This is a genomic window from Shewanella sp. BC20 (assembly GCF_003129585.1).
Lineage (GTDB): Bacteria > Pseudomonadota > Gammaproteobacteria > Enterobacterales > Shewanellaceae > Shewanella > Shewanella seohaensis.
Genome location: NZ_NHRI01000002.1, coordinates 237,228 through 250,593, shown reverse-complemented (window position 1 = coordinate 250,593; position 13,366 = coordinate 237,228). Strand labels below are relative to the sequence as shown.

Annotated in this window: 13 protein-coding genes; 6 read left to right on the top strand and 7 right to left on the bottom strand. The window is 47.5% G+C overall.

Annotation, left to right across the window (positions count from 1 at the left end; all coding sequences use genetic code 11):
* Positions 1-57: 57 nt before the first annotated feature.
* Positions 58-324 (top strand): PGPGW domain-containing protein, encoded by a 267-nt coding sequence (locus CBX96_RS03605; protein ID WP_089067595.1) that lies wholly within the window; start codon positions 58-60, stop codon positions 322-324.
* 230 nt (positions 325-554) lie between these two features.
* On the opposite strand, the gene CBX96_RS03600 is transcribed toward CBX96_RS03605, so the two are convergent.
* Positions 555-2,267: an AMP-binding protein gene (locus tag CBX96_RS03600; RefSeq protein ID WP_109285720.1), complete on the bottom strand. Its 1,713-nt coding sequence runs from the start codon at positions 2,265-2,267 to the stop codon at positions 555-557.
* A 128-nt stretch (positions 2,268-2,395) separates the two neighbouring features.
* On the bottom strand, positions 2,396-2,776 hold the full coding sequence (locus CBX96_RS03595; protein WP_109285719.1) for a DUF6508 domain-containing protein: 381 nt from the start codon (positions 2,774-2,776) through the stop codon (positions 2,396-2,398).
* A gap of 301 nt (positions 2,777-3,077) precedes the next feature.
* Between CBX96_RS03595 and CBX96_RS03590 the strand changes: the two genes are divergently transcribed.
* Both CBX96_RS03590 and CBX96_RS03580 read left to right on the top strand, forming a co-directional pair.
* On the top strand, positions 3,078-3,539 hold the full coding sequence (locus CBX96_RS03590; protein WP_109285718.1) for an EVE domain-containing protein: 462 nt from the start codon (positions 3,078-3,080) through the stop codon (positions 3,537-3,539).
* 344 nt (positions 3,540-3,883) lie between these two features.
* Positions 3,884-4,216: a hypothetical protein gene (locus CBX96_RS03580; protein ID WP_109285717.1), complete on the top strand. Its 333-nt coding sequence runs from the start codon at positions 3,884-3,886 to the stop codon at positions 4,214-4,216.
* Between the two features lie 66 nt (positions 4,217-4,282).
* On the opposite strand, the gene CBX96_RS03575 is transcribed toward CBX96_RS03580, so the two are convergent.
* Entirely contained in the window at positions 4,283-5,077 is a 795-nt protein-coding gene (locus tag CBX96_RS03575) for a TIGR00266 family protein (RefSeq protein ID WP_011626460.1), read from the bottom strand.
* A 160-nt stretch (positions 5,078-5,237) separates the two neighbouring features.
* Positions 5,238-6,152: a LysR family transcriptional regulator gene (locus CBX96_RS03570; protein WP_109285716.1), complete on the bottom strand. Its 915-nt coding sequence runs from the start codon at positions 6,150-6,152 to the stop codon at positions 5,238-5,240.
* A 214-nt stretch (positions 6,153-6,366) separates the two neighbouring features.
* Between CBX96_RS03570 and CBX96_RS03565 the strand changes: the two genes are divergently transcribed.
* Positions 6,367-7,527 carry a homogentisate 1,2-dioxygenase gene (locus tag CBX96_RS03565; RefSeq protein ID WP_089067590.1) on the top strand — a complete coding sequence of 387 codons (1,161 nt, stop codon included), beginning with the start codon at positions 6,367-6,369 and terminating at the stop codon, positions 7,525-7,527.
* 113 nt (positions 7,528-7,640) lie between these two features.
* Positions 7,641-8,681, top strand: a complete 1,041-nt coding sequence (gene hppD / locus CBX96_RS03560; protein WP_011623053.1) for a 4-hydroxyphenylpyruvate dioxygenase — start codon at positions 7,641-7,643, stop codon at positions 8,679-8,681.
* Between the two features lie 173 nt (positions 8,682-8,854).
* Here the strand turns inward: hppD and CBX96_RS03555 are convergent, their stop codons facing one another.
* Together CBX96_RS03555 and CBX96_RS03550 are read right to left on the bottom strand one after the other, a co-directional pair.
* Positions 8,855-10,258, bottom strand: a complete 1,404-nt coding sequence (locus CBX96_RS03555) for a diguanylate cyclase (protein WP_109285715.1) — start codon at positions 10,256-10,258, stop codon at positions 8,855-8,857.
* Between the two features lie 181 nt (positions 10,259-10,439).
* Complete coding sequence (locus tag CBX96_RS03550; protein WP_109285714.1) at positions 10,440-11,003, bottom strand: sugar O-acetyltransferase; 564 nt, start codon at positions 11,001-11,003, stop codon at positions 10,440-10,442.
* A 324-nt stretch (positions 11,004-11,327) separates the two neighbouring features.
* Between CBX96_RS03550 and CBX96_RS03545 the strand changes: the two genes are divergently transcribed.
* On the top strand, positions 11,328-11,951 hold the full coding sequence (locus tag CBX96_RS03545) for a LysE family translocator (RefSeq protein WP_011626464.1): 624 nt from the start codon (positions 11,328-11,330) through the stop codon (positions 11,949-11,951).
* Between the two features lie 112 nt (positions 11,952-12,063).
* On the opposite strand, the gene CBX96_RS03540 is transcribed toward CBX96_RS03545, so the two are convergent.
* Positions 12,064-13,329, bottom strand: a complete 1,266-nt coding sequence (locus CBX96_RS03540) for a GNAT family N-acetyltransferase (RefSeq protein ID WP_109285713.1) — start codon at positions 13,327-13,329, stop codon at positions 12,064-12,066.
* Positions 13,330-13,366 lie beyond the last annotated feature (37 nt).

The following is a 13,366-nucleotide window of genomic DNA, read 5'->3' as shown; positions in this document are numbered from 1 at the left end:
TTGCGCTGAAAGTGGAAGATGAAACCAACCTGATGAGGTCAACATGGGGGACGCGATATGCCAATTTCTTTCAAAGACAGTAAGTTGAATTTTATGCACCCCGCGATGACTCGAACCGTCATTACCGTGATAGGTGCATGTTTTACCTTAGTCGGAGGGATATTTTTACTCTTACCCGGACCGGGACTGCTCTTTATCCTGATAGGACTAACCCTCTTGAGTACTCAGTATCCTTGGGCAAAACGTTGGCTGCGCCTAAGCCAGCGACAATTAAGTAAGAGTGCAGCTTGGCTCGACAATCAAATTCGGCGCCTCCGCCGATAATCTTGAGTCACCACCTAAACATCAACCCAAGCTTTCGAACTTGGGTTGATTTGTCTTAATATGCCCTTGGGCGTAATGACGTTTTAGGGTTATTTTTACAGCGTTATGGCTGACGTTTATGCAAGGCAGAGTCCGTGCTGTGTAGTGATTCTACATAAACGGATGATAACGCAGCAGAAACGCTAGCTAAACGCTGCCCGAAGGATTTCATCTCAAAACGTCTTCACGCCCTAGGCATTAATATCCTCATATAACTCTTGATACATCAGCTCACGCATTTTAAATTTCTGGATTTTGCCCGTGACAGTCATCGGGTATTGCTCCACAAACTTGATGTAGCGAGGCACTTTAAAGTAGGCGAACTTTTCGGTGAGGAAATGACGAATATCCTCCTCTGAAATCGTGGCGCCACTACGAACCTTGATCCACGCGCACACTTCTTCGCCGTATTTATCACTATGAACCCCAAACACTGCTGCATCTTGCACATCTTTATGGGTATAGAGTTTCTCTTCAATTTCACGGGGATAGATATTCTCGCCACCGCGAATAATCATATCTTTAATACGGCCAACGATTTGCACATAACCTTGCTCATCCATTTGCCCAATATCGCCAGAATGCAGCCAGCCTTCACTGTCGATAGTTGCCGCCGTTTTTTCAGGATCATTCCAATAACACTGCATGATGCAATAGCCACGGCTGCAGACTTCACCGGGCGTATTGATTGGCAGCACTTCACCAAACTCATCAACGATTTTCACTTCGGTATGAGGTAAAGCACGGCCAACGGTAAGCACACGTTTCTCAACTGGTGAGTCGATTTCAGTTATGTGATTCAGCGGGCTGCACTCGGTTTGCCCATACCCAATTAACACTTCCTGCATATACATCAGGTTTTGTACCCGGCGCATCACTTCTTCTGGGCAAGTCGCTCCCGCCATAACACCGGTACGTAGCGAACTTAAGTCAAAGCGTTTAAATTCGGGGTGCTCTAACTCGGCAATAAACATGGTTGGAACACCATGAAGTGCGGTGCAGCGTTCACGCTCAACCACCTCTAGGGTGGTCAGCGGATCGAAGGAATCCCCAGGAAAGACCGCCGCCGCGCCCTTAGCGAGGCACACAAGGTTACCCAGCACCATGCCAAAGCAATGGTATAAAGGCACTGGAATACAGAGCTTATCTTCACAGGTAAACTTCATTGCCTCGGCCACTAAGTAGCCATTATTCAGGATGTTGTGGTGCGATAAGGTCGCCCCCTTTGGGCTACCCGTGGTGCCAGAGGTAAATTGAATATTAATGGCATCATAAGGGCTAAGTGACTCGGCGATTTGCTCGAGCGCCGCCTTGTCATCTGACGTCACTTCAAGCAATAAATCATCAAAGTTCAACATGCCGGGAGACTGTTCAGCACCCATGCGGATCACAAATTGTAACTCGGGCAACGCTTTGGCCTGCAATTGCCCTGCGGCGCACACCTTAAGCTCTGGCGCTAACTCGTAGAGCATCTGTAAATAGTTACTGGACTTGAATTTATCGGCGCAAATCACCGCCCTACAGCCCACATTAGTCAAGGCATATTGTAATTCTTCAGGGCGATAAGCGGGGTTGATGCACACCATGATGGCGCCAATTTTGGCGGTGGCGAATTGGGTTAGACACCACTCAATATTATTGGGCGACCAAATGCCCACGCGATCCCCTGGACCTATGCCCAGTTTGAGTAAGCCTGTGGCCAAGGCATCAATTTGTGCAAGGTATTGGCGGTAATTCCAACGGATATCTTGATGATTCACGACAACGGCTAACTGTTCGGGATAAGTGTTAGCGATATCGTTAAGGTACTGTCCTATGGTTTTTTCAACAAGCTCCGGGGAATTAGGTCCCCGGAACTCACTGTATTTAAGTGGGTTTGTTGCTTGAGTCGTTGAAACAGACATTAAGGCCTCCGTGCTTTTTTATTATGGTTAGCATGGTCCAAACTAACCAATCCTCGGAACATCTCACAAGTAAAAAAGCACGGTATTAGACTAAAGAGTAAGGATATTCTGTTACTCGAAAACCTGAATTAACGGGTAATAAACGCCACCTGTTTATCTGTGGTTAAACCCTCTAAACGCTGCAAACGCTCCATAATCGCCAGCAATACCCCTTGGCGACGCATATTCTCTAACACCCCTGGACTGAACACTTCGAGGCGAGTCATCGCGGTTAATAGCAGACGGCATTGAGCGACACTGGCATCACGGATATAGGCGGGTTTATCGACTAAGTAACTGTTGTTATACCAGTAATCCCAGGTGAAATTAGCCAGTAACCAGCCCTGAGTGGTTAAATCGCTGATGAATTCCAACATGCGTTCGCGGTGCAGGCTCACATCCCCTGCGGTAAAATCTTTAAGGTATTTAGTGTATAGGCCACTGTCTGTGGTCATTGCTGAAGTTTCCATAACACACCTCACTGTTTCAACATCACTCATATAAGAAGTCGGGTATTGAAATAAAGCTTGGATTGGGACCTAAAGCTGCCAACTTTGCATCGATTTGCGGCGTCATAGCACCAACTGCATAAGGCATACCAGACTCGATAGTGACGACAGAGTAAGCTGCGTTAACTGAACACTGACTTAACGCGCCTGATAATGCTTAACGTCAGGGGATCAGAGAACGGTTAACTGTGAGGCAAACAAAAACTAGGATAAACTCAACGCATTAACGCGATGAGATGACTATTTCAGTAAAGGATAAAAGATGAACTACTGGCTTATGAAATCGGAACCCGACGAATTTAGTATCGACGATCTTAAGGCTTGCCCCAATCAAACCGAAGCCTGGTTTGGGATCCGTAACTACCAAGCACGTAACTTTATGCGAGATGCGATGCAAATTGGCGATCAAGTCTTCTTTTATCACTCAAGTTGCAAAGTACCCGGCATTGTCGGCATTGCCGAAGTCGTGACCAATGCCTATCCTGACAGCTCGGCCTTTGACCCCGAATCAAAATATTTTGATCCTAAGTCCGATCCACAGCAGCCACGATGGTTAAGGGTGGATATTCGTTTCATCAAACAATTTAAGGAAATCATCCCCTTAACTTTGATCAAAAGTTTGCCGCAACTGGCCGATATGTACTTAGTCTCTAAAGGTTCTAGGCTGAGCATTCAACCTGTAACCGAAGAACAATGGCAAGCCGTGCTTATGCTCGCCCGCTAAGGGCAGATATTCAGCTAAAGTTCATTTAAGCTAAACTAGGGCGTGTTGACGTTTCGAGATTAGATTTTGTTCGTTCTGGCAAGCACGTGCTCGCGAAACGAGGAATGATGTGTAGTTATTCTACTCAAATGACGAGTGACAAAGAGCAAGGGCTTGCTAGACGAACCCTTCGGGCAGCGTTTGGCTGGCGTTTCTGCTGCGTTATCGTCCGTTTATGTAGAATAACTACACTGCACGGACTTTGCCTTGCATAAAAGCCAGCCCAACTGCTGCAAAAATAACCCTGAAACGTCAACACGCCCTAGAGTGACACAACAACCTCATTATTCCCTAAGGGAGCTAGTATGAATAAATTAACAGCAACACTGATAGGTGGAGTCGTACTCAGTCTGGTCGCCCCGATAACGGCTTTTGCAAAGCACGATAATGATAAGAAGGACAAAGATCTGCCCCCTGGTCTACAAAAGAAAGTCGACAAGGGGCAGCCTCTTCCCCCTGGATGGCAGAAAAAACTGCGTCGTGGCGATATCCTAGATTACGATATTTATGACCGCGGCCGCGTTGTCGTCCCCATCGACAGAGACGGCAGAATCAGCATTGAAGTCGAAGGCTCCATCATCAAGCTCGATGAAAAGAGCCGTAAGATCCTCGATATTATCAATGTGGTCACCTATTGATCTGAATTTACCAACAGCTTCCTGCGCACACTTAAACAGTTAAGTGTGCGCATTTTGCTTTTAGGGTTAGCGCCCGTCGAGCATGCGGCCAAGTCCGCCGAGGACTGAACCTTCACCGCGGTCACTCCCACCAGCAGAGGGAGCGTGAGCAATAATACGATCTGCCATCCGCGAGAATGGTAGACTCTGCAACCACACAGTGCCATGGCCTGTTAAGGTCGCTAAAAACAGCCCTTCTCCGCCAAACACCATCGACTTCAATGAGCCTGCTCGCTCAATATCGTAATCAATCCCAGGGGTAAAACCGACTAAACAACCTGTGTCGACACGTAAGGTTTCGCCTTTGAGTTCTTTCTTTATTAAGGTGCCGCCCGCATGAATAAACGCCATGCCATCGCCCTGTAAGCTTTGAAGAATAAAACCTTCACCGCCAAAAAAGCCCGTGCCTAGGCGGCGATTAAACTTCATGCTCACTCGCGTCCCAAGGGCAGCAGCGAGGAAGCTGTCTTTCTGGCAAATCAGTTCTCCGCCATACTGGGCAAGATCGAGAGCTAAAATCGTCCCAGGATAGGGCGCGGCAAACGCCACTTTACGTTTCTGATGTCCAAGGTTTGTAAAGTGCGTCATAAAGATGCTTTCACCCGTGAGCACACGTTTACCCGCCCCCATCAACTTGCCAAAAAAGCCAGATTCCGGCTCGGAGCCGTCACCCATTTTGGCCTCGAAGCTAATGTCCTGCTCCAGATAATTCATCGCGCCAGCTTCAGCGATCACAGTCTCATGCGGGTCGAGTTCGACCTCAACCAACTGCATGCTGTGACCGATAATCTCATAGTCCACTTCATGGCAACGTCTAGACATACATTTCCCCTTACTCTGTCAGTCCAATTAATGTGGCGAGTCGAAATCATCAGTGCCACGATATTGGACTCACTTTATGACATAAAATGTCAAAAGGCGATCGTTTTTATCCCTAAGTTGCGTCAGTAAGTTGTTTCAAAAGATGACAAGTAGTAGAGGATTAACCTAATCCCACCCCATTAAACTGCCCTGTTTTAGCAAATTCCTCTAGGATTAATTCGGTAAAGAGTTTGCCAGCACGGCCCAAGGGGCGCTCAAGGGTCGACACTAATTGGGGAGTAAAGGTATAGCGACTGCCACCGACAAAATCGACCTCCACAAGCTCACCACTCAATAACTCCTCCTGAACCAGAAAATCAGGCAACCAACCAAAACCGAGCCCTTTTAACAAGGCGTTCTTTTTCATAATAAAACCAGAAAGATAGAACACTTTATCGCCACCGAATTGCAGCTCATCTCGATAAGTCTTATTGGGGGAGGAATCTTCGATGGTCAGCTCAACATGCTGCTGTAACTCGGGCAAACTGATGTGTTTTTGTTGAGCCAAGGGATGTAAAGCACTCGTCACCAGCACACTGGTTATCGCAGGGAGTGGCTGTGGGTGATAATAGGGGCCAGTGCGGTAGTCTTTAACCAACATCAGATCTGCATTATCACGCTCGAATCTGTGCTGCACACCACCCAAAAACTCCATGTTGAGCTGAATTTTTGTTGGAATTTGATGCTCTGCCATCCGTTTAAGTGCCGTCATAATCGGCTCCATCGGCAAGGCGCCATCGATCACTAACTCAAGCTTAGGCTCCCAACCTTCACTGAAACGACTAGCAAGATGTTCAATATTGGCAAGGTGTTGTAACAGTCTTTGCCCCTCGGCCAAGATCACCCGCCCTTCACTCGTCAACTCGGCGCGGTATTGGTCCCGGCTAAAAAGTTGCACACCTAAATGTTCTTCCAGCTTTTTGACCTGATAGCTGACCGCCGATTGCGCCTTGTGTAAACGCTCGGCGGCTTTGGCAAAACTGCCCTCTTCCACCAACACTTGCAGCACATTAAAAGCATCAATATCGATGCGCATGGGGACTCCTAAGCTTTCATTAACATGTCACGGAAACGCTACGAAACGTAAAGCAGTTAATACCATCTAATTTTTAGATTGAGATAACAGATTTATTATTCTTTTTTTTGTTCATTCAAGCAACTAAATTGATAAGAAGATCACACTAATGCAACTTGCAGCATAACGACTCGCGGTGTAGGCAAGCCTGCAGCGTAACTTTGAAGGAATCACCATGCCATTTTATGTGAAACAAGGCCAAGTCCCCCATAAGCGCCATATCGCATTTGAGAAAGAAAACGGCGAGCTATACCGTGAGGAGCTGTTTTCAACCCATGGTTTTTCCAATATTTACTCGAATAAATATCACCACAATATGCCGACTAAGGCATTGGAAGTGGCGCCCTACCGCCTCGGTCACGGTGCCCAATGGGAAGATTCATTAGTTCAAAACTATAAACTGGACTCTCGGACAGCCGATCGCGAAGGCAACTTCTTTAGCGCCCGCAACAAAATCTTTTATAACAATGATGTGGCCATTTATACCGCAAAAGTGACTCAAGACACGCCGGAGTTTTACCGCAATGCCTACGCCGATGAAGTGGTGTTTGTACATGAAGGTGAAGGTACGCTCTACAGTGAATATGGCACCCTAGAGATCAAGAAATGGGACTACTTAGTGATCCCACGCGGCACCACACATCAGCTCAAATTCAACGATTACAGTAATGTGCGCTTATTTGTGATTGAAGCCTTTTCAATGGTGGAAGTGCCAAAACATTTCCGTAATGAATACGGTCAGTTACTCGAGTCTGCCCCCTATTGTGAACGCGATCTACGCACGCCCGTATTGCAAGATGCCGTGGTTGAACGTGGCGCCTTCCCGCTGGTATGTAAATTTGGCGATAAGTACCAACTGACTACCTTAGAGTGGCATCCCTTTGACCTTGTGGGTTGGGATGGCTGTGTTTACCCCTGGGCATTTAACATTACCGAATACGCACCAAAAGTCGGCAAAATTCACTTACCGCCTTCAGACCACTTAGTGTTTACCGCCCACAACTTTGTGGTGTGTAACTTTGTACCGCGTCCTTATGACTTCCACGAGCGTGCCATTCCTGCGCCTTACTATCACAACAATATTGATAGTGATGAAGTGCTGTACTACGTCGACGGCGACTTTATGAGTCGTACAGGGATTGAAGCCGGTTACATCACCCTACATCAAAAAGGGGTGGCGCACGGCCCACAACCCGGCCGCACCGAAGCCTCAATTGGCAAAAAAGAAACCTATGAATATGCAGTGATGGTGGACACCTTCGCCCCACTGAAATTAACCGAACATGTGCAAAATTGCATGAGTAAAGACTACAACCGCTCTTGGCTAGAAAACTAACGCTGCACCGCAGCATGAGTGAATGGCTTAACTAAGCCAACTAGCCGTAAGTCACCACAGCGAACAAGGCAAAAAGAGTGACTGCGTGTTGAATTAATCAAGAGGAACAGATCATGGCAAGCGAACTCAACCCACTGGGCTTACTCGGTATCGAATTTACCGAATTTGCCAGCCCCGACAGCGATTTTATGCACAAAGTGTTTATCGACTTTGGTTTTTCACTGCTGAAAAAAGCCAAAAATAAAGACATTTTGTACTACAAACAAAATGACATTAACTTCCTGCTCAATAATGAGCGCGAAGGGTTTTCGGCAGAATTTGCCAAATCCCATGGCCCTGCTATTAGCTCTATGGGCTGGCGCGTAGAAGATGCCAGCTTTGCTCACCGTGTGGCGGTAGAGCGCGGCGCCAAAGCTGTGGCCGATTCGGCCAAGGATCTGCCTTATCCAGCCATTTATGGTATTGGTGACAGCTTAATTTATTTTATCGACACCTTCGGTGCCGACAACAATATCTATGCAACTGACTTTGAAGACTTAAGTGAGCCTGTGATCACTCAAGAAAAAGGCTTTGTCGAAGTAGATCATTTAACCAATAACGTCTATAAAGGCACCATGGAACATTGGGCGAACTTCTACAAAAACATCTTTGGTTTTACCGAAGTGCGCTACTTCGACATCAGCGGCGTACAAACCGCACTGGTGTCTTACGCCCTGCGCTCACCCGATGGCAGCTTCTGTATCCCGATTAACGAAGGTAAAGGCAACGATAAGAACCAAATCGATGAATACCTGAAGGAATACAATGGTCCAGGTGTACAACACTTAGCCTTTAGAAGCCGTGATATCGTTAAATCCTTGGATGCGATGGAAGGTAGCTCGATTCAATGCTTGGATATTATTCCCGAATATTACGACACCATTTTCGATAAAGTCCCACAAGTGACCGAAAACCGTGAGCGTATCAAGCATCACCAAATTTTGGTGGACGGCGACGAGTCAGGCTATTTATTACAGATCTTCACTAAAAACCTGTTTGGCCCGATCTTTATCGAAATCATTCAACGTAAGAACAACTTAGGTTTTGGCGAAGGTAACTTCACCGCCCTGTTCCAATCGATTGAACGTGACCAAATGCGCCGCGGCGTGCTGTAATCGCGACCATTAATGTTATAAGAAAAAACGGTACGCACTGCGTACCGTTTTTTTATGTATTATAGTGACCCGCTGTTTGTCACGCTTCGCGTATGGCCTAGCCTTTCGATTATTGCCTTAGAGATAATCCACTTGAGCATCGCACTTCCGAACAAAGCTTCTTGGCGTGGTCCTTAAGCTTGATACTTTACAATTGTGTTTTTGCCCTGTGCCTTGGCTTGATACAAAGCCTTATCCGCCAAATGCAGCAACGACTCGCCAGTGATACCTTGTTGATACTCCACCCAACCAATGCTCACAGTGCAGTAAATCGTGTGCTCCTCGGCTGCTATCGACATCTCTGCAAAGGATTTTCGAATACGCTCAAGCACCGGATACACCTGCTCGGCATCAATATCCCTAAGCACAAGGGCGAACTCTTCACCGCCTAGGCGCGCGGCAATATCTTGGCTACGGCTATGATTGTGTATCAACTGCGCCAACAGCTGGATTACCCTATCGCCCACACTGTGACCATAGGTGTCGTTAATCATCTTAAAGTTATCGAGATCCAACATAGCGACCGAATAACGCACTGTCGGGCCGTTAAGATTTGTCAGCAGTGGCATAAAGCCGCGGCGATTCAGTAGCCCCGACAAGGGATCATAGAGTGCCTCTTGCACCGCGGTCTGCTTATCTCTCTCGGTTCGGCGCAGCTGTGCCCGTTGTAACGACACCCCAAAAATGGTTAATGCCGATGACAACACAAAAGCCATCATCTCCGCATTGGTTTGATACGGCGTGGCATTGATAAACGGGCCATAGCCCTGGGCTGTCGCTAAAATAATAAACAGCATGGAGGCACTGCTAAACAGTGCGAGGTAAAAGCGCGTGACCTCAAAGGAGAGCACAACCAACAGCGGCGGGATCACATAAAATAACCAGCCCAGATCGAACTTAACCCCCACCAAACAAAACATTGGCAAGCCAATCAAGGGCAGAAGGATATGGCGGGTTTTGGCTATGCTTAGCGCATTGGGTTCCACCCATCCGGCATACAGCTGATACACCAACACGATGCCCAGAATATCGGCAAAGAAAAACATTTGCCCCATACTCCAAAACGCGCTGGGTAAAATATAACCGCCAAGCACTAAGTTAGCGGATAACAATGCGCTGGAGCCGAAAATGGGGATGATGCCTGCGACCACCACAAACTTCATCAAGTCATTCGCACTTCCCGTACCCTGTGGCAAGAAGCGTCTGAGTAACAACATCGACATCGCAGGCGCGAGCATATCGCTTAACGCAGCAATCGAAGTATGCAGCAGCGAAAGACCGAGGGAATCCTGTTGCAACATGCCTTGAAAATTCAAGGTAAAACTGCCGAGGAATATCAGCGCCAATGCCTTACGCCCCCACATGAGTAACATCACCAAGGCAATGCCGGAGGGCAGCCAAATCAAGGTGATATTCTCAGGTTGCAAGCTAAATAACGTTTGGCCTAAGGCGCCAGTTAGCCAGTAGATAATGCCTGCGCACAGCAGTGCGATATGGCTTTGTCTTGCAGGCAATAAAGGCGAAAAAAGTGTCTTCAATCGGTAATCAACCTCAAAGAGCGCTAACGCATAAAATTAAACGGTTTATTGGTTCGCTATTAAAGCTTGTGCTTCGGGCATTAACCCAATGGCAGAACAACTAAGTTTACACATAAACTCGGCGACGGCTTTAATCTCAGCGACAAAAGCCCTGCGACCTAAAACCCAGTACGATTGCTCTTCAGTCCGCATTAGGTGCTGTGATTTGCTTAATCACCCTGCAAGGATTACCCACAGCCACACTATTGGCTGGAATATCTTTATTCACCACACTGCCCGCGCCAATCACACAGTTATCGCCAATGGTGACACCGGGCAACACACTGACATTACCGCCGAGCCACACATGGTGACCGATATGAATAGGCTTACCAAATTCTGTTGTAAGACGAGCAATGGGGTCAATAGGATGGGTCGCGGTAGAAATCAGCACATTGGGCCCAAACATCACATGGTCGCCAATCGTCACTTGGCAAACGTCGAGTATGGTTAGGTTGTGATTCGCATAAAATTGCTGGCCAATTTGGATGTTATAACCGTAATCACAAAAGAAGTTAGGCTCGATATGGGCACAACTAGGCACATTGAGTAGCTCACGCAAGTGGGCCATGCGCGCCTCAAGCTGTGTGGGATCGGCATGATTAAATCGATGACAGAGTAATTTAGCCCGCATTCTTTCGGCGACTAAGGTTTCATCGGAGGCTTGATAGGCTTCCCCCGCCAACATTTTTTGCTTTTCTGTCATCTAAGTTCAACATTTAACCCTTGTTATAATGACGCAACCCTAACAATCGACTATCAATAATTCAAGCGCAACAACAAATCCGATGCTTTTTTTGCATCAATTGTTGTACGGTTTTACATCCAACCAAGCTAACGTCAGCAAACAATGCCTTCAAACACGATGAAAATTAGCCCCGCTCATTCAGGCCGATTTGACAGGACGCTGGGGCGAGTCAGCTATTTTGCCAGAGTTCGATTTTACCAGAGTGCGATTTAGCCGATTGGCTAACTCTCTCATTTTCATTACACTAGCGTTCCTTCACTCTTCTAGTAGACCGTTTAGACCATGCCAGATTTTGCCTTACTCGCAGTGTTTATCCCGACCTTTTTCTTTGTTTCTATCACCCCGGGGATGTGTATGACGCTCGCCATGACGCTCGGGATGAGCATTGGTGTGCGCCGTACCCTGTGGATGATGCTCGGTGAGCTTGTTGGGGTTGCCTTGGTCGCTACCGCAGCGGTCATGGGTGTGGCGAGTATTATGCTTAACTACCCTGAGGTTTTTCAGGTATTTAAATGGGTTGGTGGCATTTACTTAGGCTATATCGGCGTACAGATGTGGCGCGCCCGAGGCAAGATGGCCATGCTTAGCGATGATGACACTAACCCAAGAGCCAGTAACTTTACGCTGATTTCACAGGGTTTTATTACCGCCATTGCTAACCCTAAGGGTTGGGCGTTTATGGTGTCACTACTACCGCCATTTATTAATGCCGAGCGCGAGGTTGCGCCGCAGCTCCTAGCCCTCCTTAGCATTATTATGGTGACAGAATTTACTTCTATGTTGGCCTACGCCAGTGGCGGTAAGAGTTTGAGGATATTTTTAAGTCGCGGCGATAATATTCGTTGGCTAAATCGTATCGCCGGCAGTCTTATGATTGGCGTTGGCATTTGGTTAGCAGTGAGCTAGTTAAACATGCTGTCTTGAGTGATATGTGCTTAGTACATCACTCTTTTGTGTAGACCCATTCGCGTCGCGCCAACGTATTTGTTGACGCAACGCTCTACGTTTATGGTGGTTATTAGCCCTTTTTATAGGGCAACACCTCGCGCATCTGCTGCATATACACTTCCATTTGCTCGGCTTCCTCCTCGGTAAAATGCGCTATGGCTCGCTTAAAGTCGGGATGAGCAATATTGTGGTAAGAATAAAGCGCCACAGGCTCGAAGCCGCGCAGCACTTTATGTTCGCCCTGAGCGCCTGCATCAAAGATATCAATCCCATGGACGATACAGTATTCAATGCCCTGATAATAACAGGCCTCAAAGTGTAATCCCTCAAGCTCGACAGTACTGCCCCAATAACGACCAAATAGACATGTCTGCCCTTGCTCGTTGCGGCCCGTAAAATACAGCGCGCCCGCTAACATCTGCCCTTTCGCATCACTTACGACGAGCAAGACAATTTGCTCAGCCAACCGCTCGGCAATCATGTTAAAAAATGTTGGCGTTAAATAGCCACGATGGCCGGAGCGCTTAAGGTAGGTTAATTGATAACATTCAATAAAATGCTGCCATTGCTCACGGCTAATATCCGCTCCCGCGACAAACTCATATTGCAAACCATAGGGCTGTAGCAGGGCACGCTCCTTAAGAATATTTTTACGCTTACGGGAGGTGAGCGCCGCTAAAAAGGTGTCAAAATCTGCATAGCCACGATTATGCCAATGGAACTGGGTGCTTAAACGCTTAAGGGAAGTGGGATTGGATGCCTCAGCAAATAGCGTTTGCTGCGAAGGCGAGACAAATAAGCAATGCCAAGAGGACATTGGCACATCCATGTTCACTAATTGCTCATTTAAGCACGTAAATACGGCGCGGCTTAGCTGCTGTGCATCCTCTGCCGAAAGCGTAGGCGATAGCCCCAACCGCCGCCCCTGCACCGGTGTAAACGGAATGGCATTTAACAATTTAGGATAATATTCAAAACCATGGCGCTCATAGGCCTGCGCCCATGCCCAATCAAACACGTATTCGCCGTAGGAGTGGGATTTTTGATAAAGCGGCATCACTGCCAACAGGGGTAATTCCATAAAATCTGCGGCATCTTTTTGGCTAATAAAGACGGCATCAGGCGCTAATTGGTGTGCTAATTCACTGCCAGTGGCGTCGAACACACATAAATGATGTGGGCGCCAGCCCGTCGCGGCACAGGCCGACAAGCTCTGCTCTAAGCTGAGTAAATAGGCATGCTGGCAGAAGGGATTGTCCGTCCCCATCATTCGGTCCCAGCTGTTAGCGTCAATACTCTGCGCCGCGCTGGCAAAGGCCAATATCAGTTGTCTCATTCGTTGAATTCTTATCCGTTAAACACACTAAGCAAAG